Origin of the sequence: Rhizobium sp. CSW-27 (assembly GCF_018760785.1) — a bacterium.
GTDB lineage: Bacteria > Pseudomonadota > Alphaproteobacteria > Rhizobiales > Rhizobiaceae > Neorhizobium.
Genome location: NZ_JAHHZO010000002.1, coordinates 587969 through 610013, shown reverse-complemented (window position 1 = coordinate 610013; position 22045 = coordinate 587969). Strand labels below are relative to the sequence as shown.

General features: G+C 63.1%; 19 protein-coding genes. 8 read left to right on the top strand and 11 right to left on the bottom strand.

Features of this window, described 5'->3' with window-relative positions:
* Window positions 1-28 precede the first annotated feature (28 nt).
* Complete coding sequence (locus KLP42_RS06475; protein ID WP_215565345.1) at window positions 29-1174, top strand: alpha-hydroxy acid oxidase; 1146 nt, start codon at window positions 29-31, stop codon at window positions 1172-1174.
* A 290-nt stretch (window positions 1175-1464) separates the two neighbouring features.
* Here KLP42_RS06475 and KLP42_RS06470 read toward each other — a convergent pair whose 3' ends face one another.
* From KLP42_RS06470 to KLP42_RS06430, 9 genes are all read right to left on the bottom strand, one after another.
* Window positions 1465-2211 (bottom strand): metallophosphoesterase family protein, encoded by a 747-nt coding sequence (locus KLP42_RS06470; RefSeq protein WP_215565344.1) that lies wholly within the window; start codon window positions 2209-2211, stop codon window positions 1465-1467.
* A 1-nt stretch (window position 2212) separates the two neighbouring features.
* Window positions 2213-2569 (bottom strand): hydroxyisourate hydrolase, encoded by a 357-nt coding sequence (uraH, locus tag KLP42_RS06465; protein WP_215565343.1) that lies wholly within the window; start codon window positions 2567-2569, stop codon window positions 2213-2215.
* A 3-nt stretch (window positions 2570-2572) separates the two neighbouring features.
* Window positions 2573-3079 carry an ureidoglycolate lyase gene (locus KLP42_RS06460; RefSeq protein WP_215565342.1) on the bottom strand — a complete coding sequence of 169 codons (507 nt, stop codon included), beginning with the start codon at window positions 3077-3079 and terminating at the stop codon, window positions 2573-2575.
* Window positions 3080-3085: 6 nt separating this feature from the next.
* Window positions 3086-3454, bottom strand: coding sequence for a HepT-like ribonuclease domain-containing protein (locus KLP42_RS06455; RefSeq protein ID WP_215565341.1), 369 nt, complete (start codon window positions 3452-3454; stop codon window positions 3086-3088).
* A complete protein-coding gene (locus tag KLP42_RS06450; RefSeq protein WP_215565340.1) occupies window positions 3451-3741 on the bottom strand; it encodes a nucleotidyltransferase family protein in 291 nt (96 codons plus the stop codon). The genes KLP42_RS06455 and KLP42_RS06450 overlap by 4 nt, the downstream gene beginning before the upstream one ends.
* Before the next feature lie 33 nt (window positions 3742-3774).
* Complete coding sequence (gene uraD / locus KLP42_RS06445) at window positions 3775-4275, bottom strand: 2-oxo-4-hydroxy-4-carboxy-5-ureidoimidazoline decarboxylase (RefSeq protein ID WP_215565454.1); 501 nt, start codon at window positions 4273-4275, stop codon at window positions 3775-3777.
* Window positions 4275-5198, bottom strand: coding sequence for an allantoinase PuuE (puuE, locus tag KLP42_RS06440; RefSeq protein WP_215565339.1), 924 nt, complete (start codon window positions 5196-5198; stop codon window positions 4275-4277). The genes uraD and puuE overlap by 1 nt, the downstream gene beginning before the upstream one ends.
* An 88-nt stretch (window positions 5199-5286) precedes the next feature.
* The gene (locus tag KLP42_RS06435) at window positions 5287-5994 is read right to left on the bottom strand and encodes a DUF1045 domain-containing protein (protein ID WP_215565338.1); all 708 of its coding nucleotides are present in this window, start codon (window positions 5992-5994) and stop codon (window positions 5287-5289) included.
* A gap of 92 nt (window positions 5995-6086) precedes the next feature.
* The gene (locus tag KLP42_RS06430; protein ID WP_286675439.1) at window positions 6087-7316 is read right to left on the bottom strand and encodes an NAD(P)/FAD-dependent oxidoreductase; all 1230 of its coding nucleotides are present in this window, start codon (window positions 7314-7316) and stop codon (window positions 6087-6089) included.
* Between KLP42_RS06430 and mnmC2 the strand changes: the two genes are divergently transcribed.
* Complete coding sequence (mnmC2, locus tag KLP42_RS06425; protein WP_215565337.1) at window positions 7316-8056, top strand: tRNA (5-methylaminomethyl-2-thiouridine)(34)-methyltransferase MnmC2; 741 nt, start codon at window positions 7316-7318, stop codon at window positions 8054-8056. The two genes, KLP42_RS06430 and mnmC2, sit on opposite strands and share 1 nt — an antisense overlap.
* On the opposite strand, the gene KLP42_RS06420 is transcribed toward mnmC2, so the two are convergent.
* Window positions 8045-11713, bottom strand: a complete 3669-nt coding sequence (locus KLP42_RS06420; protein WP_252192782.1) for a response regulator — start codon at window positions 11711-11713, stop codon at window positions 8045-8047. The genes mnmC2 and KLP42_RS06420 overlap by 12 nt on opposite strands.
* Window positions 11714-11941: 228 nt before the next feature.
* Between KLP42_RS06420 and KLP42_RS06415 the strand changes: the two genes are divergently transcribed.
* The 4 genes from KLP42_RS06415 (at window position 11942) to KLP42_RS06400 (ending at window position 18335) form a co-directional block, all read left to right on the top strand.
* The gene (locus KLP42_RS06415) at window positions 11942-13525 is read left to right on the top strand and encodes a trimethylamine methyltransferase family protein (protein WP_215565335.1); all 1584 of its coding nucleotides are present in this window, start codon (window positions 11942-11944) and stop codon (window positions 13523-13525) included.
* 89 nt (window positions 13526-13614) lie between these two features.
* Complete coding sequence (locus tag KLP42_RS06410) at window positions 13615-15783, top strand: right-handed parallel beta-helix repeat-containing protein (protein ID WP_215565334.1); 2169 nt, start codon at window positions 13615-13617, stop codon at window positions 15781-15783.
* A 286-nt stretch (window positions 15784-16069) separates the two neighbouring features.
* Complete coding sequence (locus KLP42_RS06405; RefSeq protein ID WP_215565333.1) at window positions 16070-16414, top strand: hypothetical protein; 345 nt, start codon at window positions 16070-16072, stop codon at window positions 16412-16414.
* A gap of 283 nt (window positions 16415-16697) precedes the next feature.
* A complete protein-coding gene (locus KLP42_RS06400) occupies window positions 16698-18335 on the top strand; it encodes a DEAD/DEAH box helicase (RefSeq protein WP_215565332.1) in 1638 nt (545 codons plus the stop codon).
* A 158-nt stretch (window positions 18336-18493) separates the two neighbouring features.
* Here KLP42_RS06400 and KLP42_RS06395 read toward each other — a convergent pair whose 3' ends face one another.
* The gene (locus KLP42_RS06395; protein WP_215565331.1) at window positions 18494-19366 is read right to left on the bottom strand and encodes a DMT family transporter; all 873 of its coding nucleotides are present in this window, start codon (window positions 19364-19366) and stop codon (window positions 18494-18496) included.
* A 303-nt stretch (window positions 19367-19669) separates the two neighbouring features.
* Here KLP42_RS06395 and KLP42_RS06390 point away from each other — a divergent pair, with 303 nt between their 5' ends.
* Complete coding sequence (locus tag KLP42_RS06390; RefSeq protein ID WP_215565330.1) at window positions 19670-21079, top strand: circularly permuted type 2 ATP-grasp protein; 1410 nt, start codon at window positions 19670-19672, stop codon at window positions 21077-21079.
* A 12-nt stretch (window positions 21080-21091) separates the two neighbouring features.
* Window positions 21092-22033, top strand: coding sequence for an alpha-E domain-containing protein (locus KLP42_RS06385; protein WP_215565329.1), 942 nt, complete (start codon window positions 21092-21094; stop codon window positions 22031-22033).
* Window positions 22034-22045 lie beyond the last annotated feature (12 nt).

The window sequence follows — 22045 nt, the reverse complement described above, 5'->3', positions numbered from 1 at the left end:
AGAAGAGTTTCGGAGGAAAGCCCACCCCATGTCCAAGCCACTGACGATTGCCGATCTGAAAGCCCTTGCCCGCCGCCGCGTGCCGAAAATGTTCTTCGATTATGCCGACAGCGGCTCCTGGACCGAGGGCACCTACCGGGCAAACGAATCCGATTTCGAGGCAATCAAGCTGCGCCAGCGCGTGCTGGTGGACATGACGGACCGCTCGCTGAAAAGCGAAATGATCGGCCAGCCCGTGGCCATGCCCGTGGCGCTGGCACCGACGGGGCTGACCGGCATGCAGCATGCCGATGGCGAGATGCTGGCCGCCAAGGCGGCGGAGGAATTCGGCGTGCCCTTCACGCTGTCGACCATGAGCATCTGCTCGATCGAGGATGTCGCCTCTGTCACCTCGAAACCTTTCTGGTTCCAGCTTTACGTGATGAAGGACCGCGCCTTCATCGAAAGCCTGATCGACCGCGCCAAGCGCGCCGGCTGCTCGGCGCTCGTCGTCACCGCAGACCTGCAGATCCTCGGCCAGCGCCACAAGGATCTGCGCAACGGCCTCTCCGCCCCGCCCAAATTCACGCCGAAGCATATCTGGCAGATGGCGACCCGGCCGCAATGGTGCCTCGACATGGCCCGCACCAAGCGCCACGGCTTTGGCAATATCGTCGGCCACGCAAAAAACGTCTCCGACCTCTCTTCGCTCAGCGTCTGGACGGCGGAACAGTTCGATCCGCGCCTCTCCTGGGCCGATATCGCCTGGATCAAGGAACGCTGGAACGGCAAGCTGATCATCAAGGGCATTCTGGACGAAGAGGACGCGCGTGCCGCCGCCGATACGGGCGCCGATGCCATCATCGTCTCCAACCATGGCGGCCGGCAGTTGGACGGAGCCCCCTCCTCGATCAGCATGCTGCCCAAAATCGTCGAGGCCGTCGGCGACCGCATCGAGGTGCATCTCGACAGCGGCATCCGCTCCGGCCAGGATGTGCTGAAAGCGGTCGCGCTCGGCGCCAAGGGCACCTATATCGGCCGCCCCTTCCTCTATGGCCTCGGCGCCATGGGCAAGGAAGGCGTCGAACTGGCGCTCAGCATCATCGCCAAGGAGATGGATATCACCATGGCGCTCTGCGGCAAGCGGGACATCAGGACGGTGGACCGCGGCGTGATTGCGCATTGCCCGTATTGAGGGCAGTCCGTTTTCGAATGCCCGGCTTCGGGGCCGCCCCCTCATCCGCCCTTCGGGCACCTTCTCCCCGAGGGGAGAAGGGAGAGCGCGCTGTACCGTCAGAGACAACGTTTAGCCCTACAGCTTGCTGAACTTGCGCCCCCGGACCAGCCCCTTCCCACCGCTCATGCACGTAGCGACAACGCATGACCGTCGGAGAGGGAGCGCATGCGGTGCCAAACACCCCTTCTCCCCAGCGGGGAGAAGGTGCCCGAAGGGCGGATGAGGGGGCTACGCAATTCTCGTTCCGCCTACCCCAACCACCCCGTCGCCAGCCCCGCTTCCCAGGCGGGGCGGCCGTTCGCAGCCGCCAGCCTTGACTGGCTCATGTGGTCGTAGGGCACCAGCCGGAAGGTGACCGACCAAGCACCGGCATGTCGCTCGCAGATCGCATAGGACGCCATCGGCGTACCGGCCTCCACGCGATGATAATACGGCGTGTCGTCGTCATAGGCCGGACAGCCGACGCTGCCGGGATTGACGATCAGCCGCCCCTCTGACAGGCGCACGGCCCGGGGCAGATGCGAATGGCCACAGAGGATCAGCGACTGCGAAATGCCGCCTGCCAGACGCTCGATCTCGACCAGCGGCTTGAGGCAGACGGAGCCATCCGGCTTGACCTCCTCCAGCCAGTAGGTGTGATCATCCTTCGGCACCGCATGGCAGAGAAACACCTCGTCCCGCCACACACGCGAGAAGGGAAGGCTCCGCAGCCAGTCAAGATGTTTGGGCGTCAACTGCCGGAAGGCATCCGCTTCCCAGGCATGCATCTGTCCCGCCTCGTGTTCGATCAGATACCGGTCGTGGTTGCCGCGCACCGTCACAAGGTCAAGCGACAACAGCAGATCCGCCGTCCGCCCGGCGTCCAGCGGCCCCGACAGGCAGTCGCCGAGATTGACGATGCTGTCTGTCGCAATGCCCTGCGCGGCGATATCCGCCAGCACCGCCTCGAGTGCGGCACAGTTTCCGTGAATATCGGCGATGACGGCAAAACGCATCTCAGCTACCGCGATAGGTGGAGTAGCCGTAGGGCGAGATCAGCAGGGGCACGTGATAATGGCTGATCTCATCGGCAATGCCGAACCGGATCGGAATGACGTCCAGAAAGGCGGGATCGGCCAGGGCCGTGCCGGTGCGGCGCAGATAATCGCCCGCATGGAAGACCAGTTCGTAGGTCCCCTTGCGAAAGCTGTCGCCGATCAAGATCGGCCCGCCATCCACCCGGCCATCGGCATTGGTGATGACCGTCTTCAGATGCGAACGGCCCTCGCCCTCCAGGTGATAAAGATCGATCACGAGCCCCTCGGCGGGTTTGCCAAGGGCGGTGTCGAGAACATGGGTGGTCAATCCGGTCATGGCCTACTCGCTGATGCTGGGTGCGGTGATGACGAAGGGTTCATCAAAGAAAAATTCCTCCAGATTGTTGCCCGGCCCGTCGCGATCGACAACCAGAAAATCCGAGACGGCATCAATCGTCATCAACGGATGATGCCAGACATTGGCGCGGTAGTTCACACCCTGATCCCCTCGCGCCAGAAACACCTGCGGCACTCCGGGACAGCCGTTCTCATCCGCCGACACGACCACGAGATAAGGCCTGCCGTTCAGCGGTGAAAAACTCTGGCTGCCGAAGGGGTGGCGCTCCATCATCGTCAGCTCGTACGGAAAAGCGCGCGGCTTGCCGCGGAAGATGTTGAGGATCACGCGGGCGCCCTCACCCTTTGCCTCAGCTTCCGCCAGTCCATGAAACCGCTCGGTATTGCCGCCATTGATCAGCTTCATGGAGGAAGGCTCGGCCTCGATCACATGGCCGAAGGGCAGGAAGGCGTCGCGCGTCAGCGGACGGATGGGAAGTGTCTTGGGCATTTCGGATTATTCACCTTGGGCGCGGATCTGGCGCAATGCACGAAGCTGGGAGAGAAGTTGCGGGAGATCCTCATTCACCGTCTTCCAAACGACTTCGAATTCCAATTCGAAGTAATCATGGGCCATGAGGTTACGCATACTCTTGATCTTCATCCAGGGAATTTCTGGATGATCCTCTGCAATATGAGGATGGATTTTCAGAATACGGGTGACAGCTTCCGCCAGAATGACCAAGGCCATGGAAACCGCCATCTGGCTTTTCGTATCGGTCAGAAACTTGGATTTGTCCAAGCCCATCACGAAGTCCGTTGCCTGTTGTGCGGCATCTTCCATTTGCTCAATGTGATCGAGAAGGCGGCTGCGATCGAACGTCATATAGCAACGGCCTCGGCCAGAACACGGTCTCTGACCCTTGGTCGCAGCCCTTTGCTGGTGGCAAGATCGACACGCATCTGCAGCAAGCTTTCCAGATCATGCTGCAAGCCGCCGAGATCAAAAAGGGTCGTCTCCTCCAGAGTATCGACCAGAATGTCGAGGTCGCTATCCTCCCGATCCTCTCCACGGGCGACGGAGCCGAACACACGTGGATTGGCAGCATGGTGCTGCACCACGAGCTGCCGAATACGGTCCCTGTTTTTTTCCAGCACGTCCGATGGGCGCATGATGAACTCCTGTCGGAGGATCCTACATTATTCTCACGCCGACGGCAGCAGGCCTTCCAGCCGCAACAGTGCGATACGCTCCACCTGGCCGCAGGCGGTGGCAAATTCCTGGGTGCGGCTGTTGTGGATGCGCTTCTCGAAGGCGGCGAGAATATCGTCCTTCGTCAGCCCCTTCACGGCGATGATGAAGGGAAAGCCGAATTTCTGCATATAGGCGGTGTTGAGTTCGGTGAAGCGAGCGTGCTCTTCCGGGCTCAGCCTGTCGAGCCCGGCGCCCGCCTGCTCCTTGCGACTGTCCTCCGTCAGCTCGCCGGCAATGGCGAGCTTTCCGGCGAGATCCGGATGGGCGCGCAGCACGCCGAGCCTCTCCTCCTCGCTCGCGACCCGGAAGACGGCGACGAGTGCCGCATGCACGCGATCCACCGTCAGGTGCTCGCCGCGCACGAGATCATCGTCATAGGCACGCTCGGCGATGAAGGGCGAGTGTTCAAAGACGCCGCCGAAGCGGTCGACAAATTCGGCTCTTTGCATGATCAGATGCCATCCGGCTTGTGGTGCTCGTGCCAGTGACGGGCGATCTCGATGCGTTTCGGGATCCATACCTTCTCGTGGCCGAGCACATATTCCATGAAGCGCTTCAGCGCGGCGATACGGCCCGGACGACCGACAAGGCGGCAGTGCAGGCCGACGGACATCATCTTCGGTGCGCCTTCCTGGCCTTCCGCATAGAGCGCGTCGAACGTGTCCTTCAGGTAAGTATAGAACTGGTCGCCGGAGTTGAAACCCTGCGGCGTCGCAAAACGCATGTCATTGGCATCAAGCGTGTAGGGAATGATCAGGAACGGCTTGTCGTCCACACCCTTCACCCAGAAGGGCAGGTCGTCCGCGTAACTGTCGGAAGAATAGAGGAAACCGCCCTCCTCCTGCACCAGTCTGAGCGTATTGGTCGAGGGCTTGCCCTGGTACATGCCATAGGGGCGCTCACCCGCCACCTCCGTGTGAAGGCGCACGGCATCGAGAATATGCTGGCGTTCGAGTTCTTCGGGATAATCCTTGTATTCGTGCCAGCGATAACCGTGGCTGGCGATTTCCCAGCCGGCTTCGTTCATTGCCGCCACCGCATCGGGGTTGCGCAGCATGGCCAGCGTCACGCCATAGACCGTGCAGGGCACGTTGAGGCCCGTGAACAGGCGGTGCAGGCGCCAGAAGCCGGCGCGCGAGCCGTATTCGTAGATGCTTTCCATGTTGAGGTTGCGCTGGCCCGGCCAGGCGGCGGCACCGACGATTTCCGACAGCAGGTTTTCCGAGGCCGGATCGCCATCCAGGATGCAGCTTTCGCCGCCTTCCTCGTAATTGATGACGAACTGAACGGCCACATGCGCACCGCCCGGCCATTTCGGGTCCGGGATATTGCGGCCATAACCAACGAGATTGCGCGGATAAGCGTCTGCCACCATCGAAAATCACCTTCTGAAACAAGGCCCTGACGGTAGCACTCACGCCGCAAATGTCGAGACGTTCCGTTGCACTGCAAACAGGATCGGTTCAGGCGATCTTGCGCGACATCACGCTGCCGAGCGGATGCAGCGAATGCACGAGGAAGGGAGCGCCGGGCTCGTTTTCCACGAAAAGCGCCAGATTGGCGATTTCGAGCGGACGCTCCAGGAACGGCTCGAAATGGCGGCGCAGCACCTTTTCGAAGCGGCCGATCTCCTGCGGGCCGAGCGGCCCGGTCAGCGTCATGTGGAAGCGGAACTCGTCCATCACGTGCGGATGACCGAAGCGATAGAGATTGGCGAACTGGGCGGCCGAAAGATGGCCGGGATCGGCCCGCTCCAGCTCGGCCTCGGTCAGCGGCGCGCGAAACGCATCGAAATGCTGCACGACGGCACCGGCCAGCAGATGCAGCGGCTCCGAATGCTCGCTCGGCCCCAGTGCGAAACGGTTGCCGAGACGAACGACCTCCAGCTTCGGAAGCCGTACGCGCTCGTGCTGTCCGGCAAAATGCATGAGGTTGCGCAGCAAAAGCGGTTCCGAAACGCCCTCGGCCAGCCGGAACGGCGGCTTCAGCGTGCCGTGAAAGCCGTAGCGGCGCGGCACCGCCGTGTTGAAGGCGATTTCGTGCAGGCCAAGGTCGCGGGTGGCCGGTGGCTCCATGGCCTCGCCGGAAAACGCGTTGCGGCCGAGCCACTGTGCGGCTGCAAGCGTCAGCGGATCACCCGCCGACGGGGTATAATTGATGGCGTAGCGCATCCGTCACCTTTCTCTCGCCTTGCCCCCGCACAGCTTCCTTGCGGCAAGCATCTAGGCGATTTGCGTGACAGATTAACGACGCGGGATGGGAGTTACGCTCGCATTCCTGCAACCTCAAGATGGTGCGACAGGGTGAATGACCGGGGCATGTCAGCGGGCTGACCGCTGAGGGCAGCGAGCGCCGCATCGGCCAGCCGGTGGGCCAGGCCGAAGCTAACCTTGAAGCCGCCAGTCAAAGCAATCACTTGCGCACAATCCGGATGCGGCCCCACCATCGGATCGCGGTCGACCGCCTTCGGCCGCAATCCGGCCCAGCGCTCCACAACCGATGCAACCTGAAGATCCGGTGACAATTCGCGTGCACGGGCGATCAGTCCTTCCAGCTGTTCATCCGTGGAGACGCCGTCCTCGAATCGATCCTCGCTGGTACTGCCGATCGCCACATGGCCGCCCTCATGGGCAACGACATAGAGCCCGTTGAGGAAGATCACCGGCCGGCCCGGATCGACATCCGCCTTGAGGAGAGCCGCCTGCCCCTTGACCGCGCTGCCCAGCGGCCGCACCAGCGGCACAGCCCCCGCCCCGCCCAGCCGTTCCAGCAGGGCAAAGGAGCCGGTGCCGGCCGCAATGATGATATGGCCGAAGCCGATGCGCTCGCCGGTTTGCAGGACGGCGGCGTCCCTCTCCAGCGATACCACCCTCTGCCCGTCGACCCGCTGCACATAGTGGCTGCCATGAATGGCGGCGAGCAGCGCAGCGGTCAGGGCGCGGGGTGAAACCCGCGCCGCCAGCGTGTCGTGGACAAAGCCCGCCGGTCCCGCCTGCGGCTGCACCCAGCCCGCATCCGGCGAGGCATCCAGCAATCTCCAGGCAAAGTGCCGGTCGCCCGCCCGCCAGTGTTCGGCGGCATCCAGCCCGTGGCGTGCGGCAATCGGGCGCAGATGCGGCTTCGGCAGTGGAATGATGCGGCCGCAGCGGCGATAGCCGCAGGATAGACCGGTCTCCGCCTCCAGCCGCCGCACCTCGTCCTCCAGGGTGATCAGCGCATCGAACTGGAATTTCTTCTTTTCGCCGAACCGGTCCGGCATGTGCGGCATCAGCGCCCCGAGCAGGCCGCCGCTCGCGCCCGACGCCGGGCGCACGGCATCGAGCAGCAGGGTACGGATGCCCTGCCGTTCAGCCTTCACCGCCGCCCACAGGCCCATGATACCACCGCCGACAATCAGCAAATCGACATGGCGCGGAAGGCTGGCGGATTGACCGGAGGATCGCGCGGCACTATCGCCTGCGGATGAACCAAGCTGGTCGATGACAGATACCAATGGCAGATCCTGACGTTCCCGTTGAACATGCGCCGAACCCACTCGAATGGCGCGAGGGCGATATGCCTTACTCGAGCCAGTTTGGCGATCATTTTTATTGTCAGACGGATGGCCGGCTGGAATGCGGTTACGTGTTTCTTGACGGCAACGGCCTGCCGGAGCGCTGGGGGGCGGGCGACTTCTTCCGCATCGGCGAACTCGGCTTCGGCACCGGGCTGAACCTCTGCGAAACCTGGCGGCAATGGCGCCTGTGGCGCGCGGCACATCCGCAGGGTTGCCGCCACCTGCACGTCACCTCCTTCGAACTCTATCCGATGACGGCAGCCGACATCGACCGGGCGCTTTCCCACTGGCCGGAAATCGACCGGGAGCGTCAGGCGCTCGCAGCGCTCTGGCCGGAAACGCGCCTGGGCAGGATCACGCTCTCACTTTCACAGGACATGACGCTGACGGTGATCTGCGGGCGCGCCGAGCACGAGGTGCCGGCCTGGGAATTCCAGGCCGATGCCTGGTTCCTGGACGGGTTTGCGCCGTCACGCAATCCCGACATGTGGTCGTTGCCGCTGATGCAGGCGGTCTTCGAGCGCACCTCGGCGGGTGGAAGCTTTGCCACCTACGCGGCGGCCGGTTTCGTGCGCCGCAACCTTCAGGCCGCCGGCTTTTCGGTCGAACGCCGGCCGGGCTTTGCCGGCAAGCGCGAAATGCTGTTCGGCCGCAAGGGCAATGCCTCAGGGGCGTGAGCCCTCGCCGGCACGTGCCACCGGGCGCCGCCACTGACCGATCTTGGCTTCGAGGATCTCCGGGCTGATCGGCTTCGACAGATAGTCGTCCATGCCTGAGGCGAGGCAGAGGTCCCGGTCGCTGTCGAGCGCATGGGCGGTGACACCGACGATCGGCACATGCCCGCCCTCTTCGGCCTCGATCTCACGGATGCGCCGCGTGGCCTGATGACCGTTCATCACAGGCATCGACACATCCATCAGGATCAGCGCCGGCCGGTGGCTGCGCCAGGCGGCCACCGCCTCCTCGCCATTCGGCACGATGTGGAAGCGCAGGCCCGTGGCCTGCAGGATCTGCGTGAAGACGATCTGGTTGACCTCGTTGTCTTCCGCCACCAGAACATCCAGCCCCTGCGGCGGCACACCGGCGGCCTCGCCGGAAGTGCCTGCCTGCCCGGCAAGGCGGGTTTCCGCCGCCTCCGCACCGACCGAGACATCCCGGCCCGGACGACGCTGCTGCCGGCTGGCGCGGATCACCTCGCCGATGGTGGAGCGCAGCAGGTTGGAGCGCGCCGGCTTCATCAGATGCGCCTGGATGTGCAACTGCTGGAAGGCCTCCTCGCTGCTTGCCGTATCCATCGAGGTCAGGAAAATGATGGCGAGATCCGCCAGTGCCGGATCGCTGCGGATGGCGCCTGCCACGTCAAGGCCGCTCATTTCCGGCATGTGATAGTCCAGGATCAGCGCATCCACGGTCACGCCCATGCCGACCGCGGCGCGCAGCAGGCGCAGCCCCTCCTCGCCGCTTTCGACGGCGACGCAATCGAAATCCCACATGGCAAGCTGTTCGGTGAGAATCTGCCTGTTGACCGGATTGTCATCGATCACCACCACCCGCGCGCCCCGAATGCTGGCAACCGGCACCTCGCCCGACACCCGCATGCTCGCCACGGCAAAGGGCAGCGTGACCGTGAAGACGGAGCCTTGGCCGAGCCGGCTTTCCACCGTGATCCTGCCGCCGAAGAGATCGACCAGACCGGCGGTGATGGCAAGCCCGAGCCCGGTGCCCTCGTAACGGCGGGTCGAGGAGGTATCGACCTGCGAGAACTTCTCGAAAATCGTCTTCAACTGATCTTCCGGAATGCCAAGCCCGGTGTCCTCGATGCGGATGGTCAGCGTCACGCTATCCTCGCCGGTCGGTTCCGAGGTGACATCGATCAGCACATGGCCCCGTTCGGTGAACTTCACTGCATTGCCGACGAGATTGGTGACGATCTGGCGGAAGCGACCGGGGTCGCCGATCACCGTGTGATGAGTCGCCGCACCGCGCACCAGAAGCTCGATATCCTTCTCAGCCGCCGAGGACGACAGCAGCGTCGCCACATCCTCGATCGCCTCCACGGGATCGAAGGCGGCGCGACGCAGGGTCATCTGCCCGGCATCGATCTTGGAGAAATCGAGAATGTCGTTGATGATGGTCAGCAGCGCATTGCCGGACTTCACGATGATATCGGTGAACGTCTTCTGTCGTGTGTCGAGATTGGACTTCGCCAGCAGTTCCGCCATGCCGAGCACGCCGTTCATCGGCGTGCGGATCTCGTGGCTCATATTGGCGAGGAACTCGGACTTGGCGCGGTCGGCCGCTTCGGCGCGGCCGAGCAGGCGCTGCAGTTCGCGCTCGCGCATGCGCACCTCGGTCACATCGGCGAACACCGCCAGCCAGTTGCCATTGGCGCTGAGGTTCATCTCCACGTCGACAAAGCAGGTGTCCTCGATGCACAGCGAGGCGGAGAAGCCCTGTCCTTCCGTTTCCATGGTCTGCCAGTAGCGGAAGGTCTCCTCCGCCTGCTCGGGCGAACCGAAATCGCCACGCGCGGCCAGATAGGCGAAGACGGCGCGCCAGGGCTTGCCAGCCTGGACAAGAGCCGGAGGCGCCTGCAGGATCTTCGCCAGTGCCTCGTTGCTGAAGACGATCCGGCCCTCACGCAGGATGAGAAGCCCCTGCGACATGACGCTGGTGGCATCGTGCATCATGGCGCCGTGCTGTTCGAGCGCCGCACGCGCTTCCTGCACCTCCTGCTCCCGACGCTTGACCGCCGTGACATCGACATAGCTCAGCAGCATCTTGCCATCGGCCAGATGCTGGCGCGACATCAGGATGGTGCGCCCGTGCCGGCTGTGAAGCTCGACCGGTGGCATCTCGTCTTCCGCCTCCAGCGCCCGCATGCGTTCGGCGATGAACTCCTCGACATGCAGGAAGGGCGTCGCATAGTTGCCACGCTCGAAGGCCTTGCGAATGAAGTCACGGTAATCCAGGTTGTCATAGGCTGCGGCATTCTCCGCATCGACCTTTTCCTCCTGGCAGAAGAGCTGGCGGAAGGTGCGGTTGGCGTATTCGAAGTGCCGGCGCGCATCGAGGATCACCACTCCGACCGGCAGCGAATCGAGGATGGACTGCACCTCCCGGTGCAGCCGCTCCGCTTCCTCCTGGGCCCGGCGCACCAGCGTGACATCGGTGATGGAACCGACGATGTAGGGTTCGCCCGCCGGGGAGGAAATCCGCGCCAGCCGCGTGATGGCGGCCATGGTTCCCCCGTTCGCCAGTGGCACGTCGTCGGTCTTCTCGATGGCGCCGCCGCCGGACAGCAGCGTCTCGTTCTCCTCGCGGAAGCGGGCCGCTTCCGTCGGGAACATGGCCTCTTCGGTCAGTCCCATCATCTGGTCCCGTCCGGCGCCCAGCAGAGTCTCATAGGCGTGGTTGGCATAGATCAACCGGCGCTGGCTGTCGCGCAGGAAGACCGCGACCGGCAGATCCTCGAAGGCGGCGCGAAAGATCTCCGTTTCCTCGATCTTGCGGCCCAGCCGTATCTCCTGGACCTTGTATTCGGTGACGTCCAGCCTGAGCATGATCAGCCAGCCATTGTCCAGCCGCCGGTTGACGCTGCGCATCCAGCGTCCGTCCGCCAGCGGCTCCATCGCCTGCCAGTGATCGACATGCAGGGTGCGCATGCGCTCCTCGATCCACTCCTCGCGCTGGCGAGGGGCGTCCGCCAGCTCCGGCATGTCCTGCATCTGAAAGCGGCAGACCTGCTCGACCAGATCGCGCAGCGGCATCTGCGGATGAAGTCGGCCGCCAAGGCTTTCGAAATACTGCGCCAACTGGTCGTTGAAATAGAGAAGGGTGTCCGTTTCGCTGAAGATGCCGATGCCGGCATCGAGCAGATCGAGCGCGGTGCCGAGCATCTCCAGGCTGACCTGCCCGCGCCTGAGCCCGCCGGCGACATCGACCGGGCCGGCATCGAATTCCGCCACCGTCTCCGGCTGCCAGGCAACCGGCTCGAACACGGCAAACAGATAGGCGCGATCATCCTCCGTCACGAAGCGTTCGACACGCATCTCATGCCGCAGGACGCCCGCGCCGTCGCGGCAGGGCGCAGTCTCGTCGCTGCCGAACACCAGCGAGCGCCGCTGCTTTTCCAGGCAGGCCTCGTCTTCGAGGCAGGCCGTCATATCGGCCGCAACCCGACCGGCAAAGGCATCGCGCCCGGTGCCGCAACGGCTCGCATAGGCATCGTTGACCGCGACATAGCGCAGGCTGCCATCCTTGATGAAAGCCGGCACGTCGAGATCGTTTATCCTGTCGCAGGCGCGCTGCAGAAGTTCCCTATCGCTACTCAACAGATCCCCCGACCGCCTCTTCCGGCGGATTGGACCGCGCATGATTCGCCTGATGTGGCTTCAAGGGCGGACTTGACCATGCTTATGGTTAACAACCCCTTGCGATGGCGCAAGCAGGGCCGCGCCCTTGCAGGCCACTGTTCCAGAAAAGGCAGCCCGCCGTCGCATTTGGGCGTAGCGGCGGAAGCGGGCCTTTGCGACACTGGCCATGGCGCCGGGAGGACAGCGATGAGCCAGATCACGACAGAGACCCCGATAGGCAACGAGACCGCCGGACCGGAGCGTCGCAGGCGCAGCGGCGGGCGCGGCCCCGAGAGAACCCGCAAGCCGGCCGGCGGCGAGCGGTATCGCCGGATCGTCAACCGCCTCGCCCGAACCGAGGTTCTGGATGCCGAAGCACTGGACCATATCCACGATGCCTCGCTGACCGTGCTGGAAGAGATCGGCATGGACATCATGCTGCCGGAGGCCCGGGCGCGGATGAAGGCGGCCGGCGCCGACGTGACCGAGGGATCGGACCGGGTCCGCTTCGACCGCGGCCTGATCCTGGAGATGATCGCCTCCGCCCCCGCGCAGTTCACGCTGCATGCACGCAATCCTGCGCGCAATCTCGCGATCGGCGGCAACAATCTGGTCTTTGCCCAGATCGCCTCCGCCCCCTTCGTGGCCGACCGTGAGGGTGGCCGGCGCGCCGGCAACCAGGAGGATTACCGCAAGCTTGTGAAGCTTGCCCAATGCTACGACATCGTGCACTGCACCGGCGGCTATCCGGTGGAGCCCGTCGACATCCACGCCTCGATCCGCCATCTCGACTGTCTCGCCGATCTGGTGACGCTGACCGACAAGGTGTTCCACTGCTATTCGCTGGGACGCCAGCGCAACCTCGACGCCCTTGAGATCGTGCGCATCGGCCGCGGCATTTCCGCCGGACAACTGGAGGCGGAGCCTTCGCTGTTCACCGTGATCAACTCCTCCTCGCCGCTGCGCCTTGATGGCCCCATGCTTCAGGGCATCATCGAAATGTCCTCGCGCAACCAGGTGGTGATCATGACGCCCTTCACGCTGGCCGGCGCCATGGCGCCAGTGACGGTGGCAGGCGCGCTGGTGCAGCAGAATGCGGAAGCCCTGTGCGGCATCGCCTTTTCGCAGATGGTGCGGCGCGGGGCGCCGGTGATGTATGGCGGCTTCACCTCGAACGTCGACATGAAGACGGGAGCGCCGGCCTTCGGCACGCCTGAATACATGAAGGCGGTGATGGCCGGCGGGCAGCTGGCACGGCGCTACGGCATCCCCTACCGCACCTCGAACACCAATGCCGCCAACACCCTGGATGCGCAGTCCGCCTATGAATCGATGATGTCGCTCTGGGCGCTGACGCAAGGTGGCGGCAATTTCGTGCTGCATGCCGCCGGCTGGACCGAGGGCGGCCTGACCGCCTCCTTCGAAAAATTCATCCTCGACGTCGACATGCTGCAGATGGTGGCGGAATTCCTGACACCGCTCGACGTGAGCGCGGACGCGCTGGCGCTCGACGCCATCCGCGAGGTCGGCCCCGGCGGCCATTACTTCGGCACGGGCCATACGCTTGCCCGTTATGAAAACGCCTTCTACGCGCCGATCCTCTCCGACTGGCGCAATTTCGAAACCTGGACCGAAGCCGGCAGCCCCACCACCTATGACCACGCCAACCGCATCTTCAAGGAAAAGCTCGCCACCTACGAACGCCCGCCTCTCGACCCCGCGATCGAGGAGGAACTCCAGGCCTTCGTGACCCGCCGCAAGCAGGAGGGTGGCGTACCGACGGATTTCTGACGCGGCGGTTGCTTCGGGATGCCCTGCTTTTGCCTCACATGTGCTGGAGCTTGCTTCAGGTCTGCGACCGGCCGGAGAAAGGACATTCCATGCCGAAGCATTTCCTGACGCCTTTTCTCGTTCGTCCCTCAATTTTGGTCATTTTCATCACCATAGCAGCCGGGGCCAACGCTCGGGCTGCCGAAATCTTCTGGGCTAGCGATCCGGTAAAGCCGGGTCAGACGGTCCAGATCAACGGAATGGATCTCGACACGATCCGCAAGGCCCAAGTCCGCAGGCTGGACGATGTGGCCGACAAGACCGGCGCAGCGGCCGAGCAAGTCCTTTCTCCCGGCATTCAGTCCGACAAGACGCTTACCTATGTCCTGCCCGCTTCGCTTCAGGACGGCGTCTACGCGCTGACCCTCGAAGATGACAAGGGCAAGACGATCGTCACCGACGTCAACAGCGCCGACGTCTACTGGTCGCAGGGCGATGATGGCGACACGGCAACGCCCGGCGGCTGGCTGCGCGTCCAGGGACGCAACATCGCACGCACGGCTGCCGCCATCCTCGAACTGAAGGCACAGGACGGAAGCACGACTCGACTGCATCCCGACGCCGCCGATCTCTGGTCAGCCAGCTTCACCATTCCAGGCCAGATGGCAGCGGGCAGCTATACCGGCCGCCTCTGGAACGGCAATGGCGACAGCTCGACCTGGCACCCCATCGGCCCGGTGACGATCGCTGCGAAGCGCGTGCAGAAGGGACAGGTCATGGAGTTGCGCAGCAACCCCGTGGACGGCCCCGCGCTCGATGATACGGCCCGCATCAATGCGGCGCTCGAAGGACTCGCCAACCAGGGCGGCGGCACACTTGTGCTGCGTCCGGGCATTTACCGCCTGAGCGGCGGCATCAGGGTGCCGAACGGCGTGACACTCAAGGGCCAGTCCCGCGAACTGGTCAGCCTGATCTGGCGCGACATGGACCAGCCCCCGCCGGCGCTGATCGACGGCTACAAGGACTTCGCCGTGGAGGATCTGACGATCAACGCCCAGCGGCATCTCGACGTGATCCGCGGCGGGCTTGATCAGCAGTCGCGGGAATGGAGCGGCGGCAACATCACGCTGCGAAACCTGAGGGTGCGAGCTGATGCCTTCTTCGGACACACCTCAATGGAGGACGTATCACAGCGTATTTCGAGCATGTCGAAATACGATCGGGACGGCGTCGCAGGGCTAAGGCTGGGCGGAAACAACATCCGTGCCCTTAACTGCGATGTGATGTCCACGTCGCGCGCATTCGTGATTATACACGCGTCGAACGTTGTCATGGCCGAAAACACATTTCAGAACGGAAGCTGGTATGGCATCAGCGGCTCCTCGAAAGTGATATTTGAGAACAACATTATCCGCAACATCGACATCAAGGCGGCAGGCGGCGGGATAAACACGCTCGGAGGGTTTTCCTATTCCGGCAACGTGATGATGAAGAACAATGAATTCTCCAATATGTATGGCTGGGACAGGGAGGCCATGACCACCGATGGTCCGGGCGGCTTCTACTTCGGCAAGCTGAAGAGGATTTCTTCGACTGCCTATGAGATGGAGGGGCAGCAGCCCGGCCAGGCGTCCAAAGGGACGTGGACTGGAGCAGGTCTCTTCGTGATGGGTGGAAGGGGCACCGGATTTGCCGCAAAGGTCGTGCGGAGAGATGGAAGCAACATCGAGCTGGACAGAACGTTGGCCGAAGGCATCGATGAAAACTCGACCGTTACAATCACACCCATGCAGGAAAACTACCTTATACTTGACAACAAGTTCGCGGATGTCGGCGCCGTCCAGGTATACGGAACCGGCTACAAGCACGTGTTTTTCGGCAACAAAATTACCCGTGGAGCCGGGATTATCATTTCCGGCCGCTGGTATCATCATCCCCAGCCCAATTTCTTCATCCAGATTCTGAACAATACCATTGCCGAAACCGATATCACGGGAAGTGCCTTGCTGTCGGTTTACGGGCAACAATTTGAGGGCAATACCTCGATCCTCTCTCTGGGCACGGTCGTTCGCGGAAACACGCTTGCCGACAATGCGAGAATGCGGATTGCAGGCAACGCCCCCACCATACCTCTCGTTCAGTCGGTGCTGGTGGAGGACAATGACATCAGCGGCACGGACATCGGGATCGACGTGACAAGGGGCGTCAGCGATCTGACGTTGAAAGACAACCGCATTGTCGGAACGCGCGTCGCAATCAAAAACCTTTCCAGGAATTGACGGTAAGGCCGGACGAGGAGACCTGCAGAGGCAGTTCCTTCGCCCGGCCATCGGCAAAACTGCGCGACCGCACCGGTTTAGGCACCACCCCAAAAACGCCACAAATTCCCCACCCCTTCGCCGCATCACCACCCTGTCTTGCTGCGGCATGCCTTCCGCTCCATCCAGGGCTGCTGCCACATGAACGGATGTTCAGACTTATCCTTTTGTTTTTCCATTATTTTGCCGCCTTCCGGGAGGATCTTCTTCTCGTACCCTCCAGTTCAAGGGTGAAAGGATGAAGGCCATGACCGTATTGAAGACATCCATCACTGCAGGCCTTGTCGCGCTGACATTGACGAGCGCTCTTGTGGCAGCCGCGCCGGCGGCAGAGGCGCACGATCATTTCTGGGCTGGCGTTGCGGCCGGTGCCGTTGGCGGCATCATTGGCGGCGCGATCGCCAACCAGTCGCAGCCGCGCTATGTCGAGCATCGTTATTATGAAGTTGCGCCCGCACCGCCGCCGCCGACCGTCGTCTACGAGCGGACCTACTATCGGGAAGCCCCGCCGCCGCGCCCGCGCTGCCATTACGAATGGCGCGAGAATGACTGGGGCGATTCCTTCCGGGTTCGCGTCTGCCCGGCCTATTGACCCTTCGCCGAAGGACGCCCGACGAACAGGTTCATGCATGCATCCGCCGGGCCCGCGTCGAAATCGACGCGGGCCCTTGACTTTTTGTGTGCAAAGCAGCACATGCAGTTCAGCTTTCAACCTTCCGGCCGCCGCGTGAGCTGGCCCAGCGACGAAAATGGATCGCGAGGAAGGCGCAAGGCGCACACGAAGCACGGCCTCAAGGCCTGCGCCGAAAGCAGTTTCCCACTCACAAGTTCCCAATTCACGCGGGGTTCTTGACGCCACAGGCAGACCGGACGGCATGGTGTCGTCGGGTTGCGGTCTCTGGCGCCCCCGAAAGGTATTCGACTTGACGAATTTCCACGAGCTCGGCCTCGACAAGCAGATCGTCGCCACTCTTTCCAATCTCGGCTACGAAACGCCGACGCCGATCCAGTCCCAGGCCATTCCGCTGCTTCTCGAAGGTCGCGACATGATCGGCCTTGCCCAGACCGGCACCGGCAAGACCGCTGCCTTCGGCCTGCCGCTCATCCAGATGCTGCTGAAGGACCCCAAGCGTCCGGACAACCGCACCACCCGCACCCTGATCCTGGCGCCGACCCGCGAACTGGTGAACCAGATCGCCGTCAACCTGAAGAGCTATGTGCGCGGCACGCCGCTCAAGATCAATTCCGTCGTCGGCGGCGCCTCGATCAACAAGCAGCAGCAGATGCTGGAAAAGGGCACCGACATTCTCGTCGCCACCCCTGGCCGCCTGCTCGACCTGATCAGCCGCAAGGCCATCGGCCTCACCACCGTGCGTTACCTTGTGCTCGACGAAGCGGACCAGATGCTGGACCTCGGCTTCGTGCATGACCTGCGCAAGATCTCGAAGATGGTTCCGAAGAACCGTCAGACCCTGCTGTTCTCCGCCACCATGCCGAAGGCGATCGCCGAACTCGCCAAGGACTACCTGACCGATCCGGTGAAGGTGGAAGTCACCCCGCCCGGCAAGGCCGCCGACAAGATCGAGCAGTATGTCCACTTCGTTGCCGGCAAGAACGACAAGACGACGCTGCTGAAGGAATCGCTGCGCGCCAATCCGGATGGCCGCGCCATGGTCTTCCTGCGCACCAAGCACAGCGCGGAAAAGCTCTCCAAGCATCTGGAGCAGGTCGAGTTCAAGGTGGCCTCCATTCACGGCAACAAGAGCCAGGGCCAGCGCGAGCGCGCGCTGAAGGCCTTCCGTGATGGTGAGATCCGTGTTCTGGTGGCAACCGATGTGGCTGCCCGCGGCATCGATATTCCGGGCGTCACCCACGTCTTCAACTACGACCTGCCGGAAGTGGCGGACGCCTATGTCCATCGCATCGGCCGCACGGCGCGTGCGGGCCGCGACGGCATCGCGATCGCTTTCTGTGCGCCGGATGAAACCCGCCTGCTGCGCGACATCGAACGCCTGATGAACATCGAGATCACCGTGGCATCGGGTGAACGCCCCTCCGAACTGCGCAGCCCTGAGCGTCCGCAGAAGGCCCGTGGTGGCCAGGGCCGTGGCAATGGCCAGCCGCGTGAAAACGGTGCCCGTGGTGACGGTGCAGGCCGCAATGGCGGCCGTGGCGATGGCCGCAATGCCCGTCGCGGCGCGGCCCCGCGCCCCGAGCGGACCCGGGACGAGGCTCCGGCCTTCGACACCGATTTCGCAGCAGGATCGGATCTCGGCCAGCCGCGCAAGAAGCCGTTCGGTGCCAAGCCGGCAGCAGGCGACAACCGCAAGCGCGGCAATGGCGGCGAAAACCGGCATGCCCCGCTCGGCGCCCATGAGGCCGGCGCCAACCGCAACCACCGCAACGGCCCGAAACCGTCCGGCAATCGTGGCGGCGCAAAGCCGGCCAATGGCGGCCCGGTCAAGTTCGGCAGCAGCGACAATGGCGGCCAGCGCCGCCGCGATCGCGCCTGAGCGACCGCACTTCGCGTGATTTAAGACACCCGCCTGCGGCAACGCAGGCGGGTGTTTTTGTGTCCGAACGTCAGATGGGCTCCCCGCCATCCGGCAAGATGTCGTGCAGCGTCCGGAACCGGATCGAGGACGGCCGTCGCGCATCGCCGGCAGATACGTCACGTCGACCGGTTCACCAGATACACCCCCATCACAACGATCACCGTTCCGACGATCATCGGCACACTCAGCGGTTCGCCGAAGATGACGGTCGCCTCCACCGCCACCAGCGGCGGGACCATGTAGATGAGCGAGGCGGCGCGCGAGACCTGGCCGCGGCGGATGAGATAGAGCAGCAACCCGACCGCCCCCATCGACAGGCCGAGCACCGACCAGGCCATGGCGCCGATCGCGGCATAGGTCCAGTCGAAATGCAGGTCTTCCAGCAGAAGCGCCAGCGGCAGCGTGACCGCCACGGCGCCCAGATATTGCCAGACCGCGATGGTTCTGAGATCGCCTGCGCCGAGAAACCGCTTCTGGTACAGCGTGCCGAGCGTGACGGAGAGCATGGCGATCAGATTGACGAGCACCGGAAAGGCCAATCCCGGAAGCCCCGTAGAGAACAGCCCGGCAAACTGCGGCGAGACGGCGATCATGATGCCGGAAAATCCGAGCACCAGGCCGGCGATCTGGCCGCGCCCCAGACGCTCGCCGAGGAGAGCCAGGGCGAACAGCCCGGTCAGCAAAGGCTGCAGCCCGGCAATGATGCCGGAGAGCCCTGCCGGCACGCCCTGCCCGATCGCCCACCACAGTCCCGCCAGATAAAGCCCGTGCAGCAAGACGCCGGAGACGAAGCCATGCGCCGCGGCAAGACGCGAGGAAGGCCAGGGCGCGCCGACCAGCACGACCATCCCCGCAAAGGCCACCGCCGCCAGCGCATGGCGCATCGCAAGAAAAGTCAGCGGATCGGCATGGGCGGCGGCAATCTTGGCGACGATCCAGCCGGTCGACCACAAAAACACGAAGACGAGAGGAGCCAGACGAAAGAACATTGCCAATATGAGCCTTGTCGAAAATGCCGATGAAGCGTGCAGGCGAGCGGTAAATCCTGGCTGAAATTCAGTCAAAGGATAAAAACTGAAGCCTTGGTGCAGACAATCTGACAGCCAAGACCCTGAAAAGGAAGGGGAGCGAAAGAACGCGTCTAACGAGCATTTGCACAAGCTTTGTGCGGTTGCCAGAGGGCCTCATGCGGTCCTCTTCCCCGGTGGCAATTAAATTGCCTCTTGCATGCGCAGGGTCCTTGCAATGCTCCGGACCTTGTACTTTTATGGTCGAAAACGGGGAATACACCATTGGCATTTGATGAAATGTTGACTGCGGACAACCTTCCGCGCCCACCATACAAGACCTACCAGGAGTGGTATGACGCCCAGGATCCGGCGCATCTGATCCAGAAGTCCAGAGACGCCGAGAACATCTTCCGCAAGACGGGCATTACCTTTGCCGTTTACGGCCATGCCGATTCGTCGGAAAAGCTCATTCCCTTCGACATCATTCCCCGCATCATTTCCGCCCGCGAGTGGCGCAAGCTCGCACAGGGCATCGAGCAGCGTGTTCTCGCGCTCAATGCCTTCCTGGACGACATCTATCACAAGCAGGAAATCATCCGCGCCGGGCGCATCCCCCGCGCGCTGATCGAAAAGAATGATGCCTTCCTGCCGGAGATGATCGGCTTCAAACCACCCGGCGGGGTCTACACCCATATCGTCGGCACAGATATCGTGCGCACCGGCGAAGACCAGTTCTACGTGCTGGAAGACAATGCCCGCACCCCCTCTGGCGTATCCTACATGCTGGAGAACCGGGAAACCATGATGCAGATGTTCCCGGAACTCTTCACCATGAACAAGGTGCAGCGGGTGGAGGATTATCCTTATCTTCTGCGACAGTCGCTGGCCTCGCTCGCACCGCCCGGCTGCAAGGGCAAGCCGCGCGTTGCAGTCCTCACCCCCGGCATCTACAATTCCGCCTATTACGAACATTCCTTCCTCGCCGACACCATGGGCGTGGAACTGGTCGAGGGCTCGGACCTGCGCGTCATCGACGGCAAGGTGAAGATGCGCACCACCCGCGGCTACGAGGCGATCGACGTGCTCTACCGCCGCGTCGATGACGATTTCCTCGATCCCCTCACCTTCCGGCCGGATTCCGCCCTCGGCATTCCCGGCATCATGGATGTCTACCGCTCCGGCAACATCACCATTGCCAATGCGCCCGGCACCGGCATTTCCGACGACAAGGCGATCTATTCCTACATGCCGGAGATCGTCGAGTTCTATACCGGCCGCAAGCCGATCCTCGAAAACGTGCCCACCTGGCGCTGTTCCGAGGCCGACAGCCTGAAATATGTGCTGGAGCATCTGGAAGAACTGGTGGTGAAGGAGGTGCACGGCTCCGGCGGCTACGGCATGCTGGTCGGCCCCACCGCTTCGAAGAAGGAGCGGGCCGATTTTGCCGACAAGCTGAAGGCAAAGCCAGCCAACTACATCGCCCAGCCGACGCTGTCGCTCTCCACCGTGCCTATTCTCGTCAACAAGGGTATCGCCCCCCGCCACGTGGACCTGCGCCCCTATGTGCTCGTCTCCGACAAGGTGAAGATCATTCCGGGCGGACTGACCCGCGTGGCGCTGAAGCAGGGCTCGCTGGTGGTCAATTCCAGCCAGGGCGGCGGCACCAAGGACACCTGGGTACTGGAAGATTGAGGGCGTAAGGCAATGTTGGGAAGAACTGCAAACGGCCTCTACTGGATGTTCCGTTACATCGAGCGTGCCGAAAACATCGCCCGTCTGGTGGATGCCGGCCTCCGGGTCTCGCTGACCCGCACGGGCTCCACCGATGGCGACTGGGACGGCGTGCTGCAGAGCGCGGGCGTGCGCGATGCCTTCGCCGAGGTGCACGACACGGTGACGGCGGCCAATGCCATCGATTACCTGCTGCGCGACACCGCCAACCCCTCCAGCGTGCTCTCCTGCATCGAATCCGGCCGCAACAATGCCCGCATGGTGCGCACCGCATTGACGCGCGAGACCTGGGAGGCGACGAACGAATGCTGGATCGAGCTGAAACAGCTGCTCGGCCGCAAGGTGAAGGCCGCCGACCTGCCGGAGGCCATAGACACCATCAAGCGGCGGGCGGGGCTGATCCGAGGCGCCTTCCACGGCTCGATGCTGCGCAACGACCTCTACAATTTCTCGCGCATCGGCACCTTCATCGAGCGCGCCGATAATACCAGCCGCATTCTCGACGTGAAATATTACGTGCTTCTGCCGGCGGTGAGCCAGGTCGGCTCCTCGCTCGACAATTTCCAGTGGGAATCGATCCTGCGCTCGGTCTCCGCCCACCGCTCCTACGGCTGGGTCTATGATGCGGAATACAGGCCCTCCAACATTGCCGACTTCCTGATCCTCAACGTGCGCATGCCGCGCTCGCTGGCTTATTGCTACGAGAAGATCGTCAGCAACCTGCATTACCTCGAGGAGGATTACGGCCAGCGCCACCGGGCGCATGATACGGCGGCCACCATCAAGTCCATGCTGAAGCGCGGCTCGATCTCCGACATCATGGACCAGGGCCTGCACGAGTTCCTGGAGGATTTCATCAGCCGCAACAATCAGCTGAGCGCAGATATTTCAGAAGGCTACCGCTTCTATCAGTGAGCGGACCCGGGG

Bases quoted from the DNA above. Each gene is read 5' to 3' on its own strand.
- KLP42_RS06470 (WP_215565344.1), bottom strand. From the start codon at position 2,211: ATGCGTTTTGCCGTCATCGCCGATATTCACGGAAACTGTGCCGCACTC.
- KLP42_RS06450 (WP_215565340.1), bottom strand. From the start codon at position 3,741: ATGCGCCCATCGGACGTGCTGGAAAAAAACAGGGACCGTATTCGGCAG.
- KLP42_RS06395 (WP_215565331.1), bottom strand. From the start codon at position 19,366: ATGTTCTTTCGTCTGGCTCCTCTCGTCTTCGTGTTTTTGTGGTCGACC.
- KLP42_RS06475 (WP_215565345.1), top strand. From the start codon at position 29: ATGTCCAAGCCACTGACGATTGCCGATCTGAAAGCCCTTGCCCGCCGC.
- mnmC2 (WP_215565337.1), top strand. From the start codon at position 7,316: ATGGCAGATCCTGACGTTCCCGTTGAACATGCGCCGAACCCACTCGAA.
- KLP42_RS06460 (WP_215565342.1), bottom strand. From the start codon at position 3,079: ATGCCCAAGACACTTCCCATCCGTCCGCTGACGCGCGACGCCTTCCTG.
- KLP42_RS06385 (WP_215565329.1), top strand. From the start codon at position 21,092: ATGTTGGGAAGAACTGCAAACGGCCTCTACTGGATGTTCCGTTACATC.
- KLP42_RS06415 (WP_215565335.1), top strand. From the start codon at position 11,942: ATGAGCCAGATCACGACAGAGACCCCGATAGGCAACGAGACCGCCGGA.
- KLP42_RS06405 (WP_215565333.1), top strand. From the start codon at position 16,070: ATGACCGTATTGAAGACATCCATCACTGCAGGCCTTGTCGCGCTGACA.
- KLP42_RS06400 (WP_215565332.1), top strand. From the start codon at position 16,698: ATGGTGTCGTCGGGTTGCGGTCTCTGGCGCCCCCGAAAGGTATTCGAC.
- KLP42_RS06435 (WP_215565338.1), bottom strand. From the start codon at position 5,994: ATGCGCTACGCCATCAATTATACCCCGTCGGCGGGTGATCCGCTGACG.
- KLP42_RS06410 (WP_215565334.1), top strand. From the start codon at position 13,615: ATGCCGAAGCATTTCCTGACGCCTTTTCTCGTTCGTCCCTCAATTTTG.
- uraH (WP_215565343.1), bottom strand. From the start codon at position 2,569: ATGACCGGATTGACCACCCATGTTCTCGACACCGCCCTTGGCAAACCC.
- puuE (WP_215565339.1), bottom strand. From the start codon at position 5,198: ATGGTGGCAGACGCTTATCCGCGCAATCTCGTTGGTTATGGCCGCAAT.
- KLP42_RS06455 (WP_215565341.1), bottom strand. From the start codon at position 3,454: ATGACGTTCGATCGCAGCCGCCTTCTCGATCACATTGAGCAAATGGAA.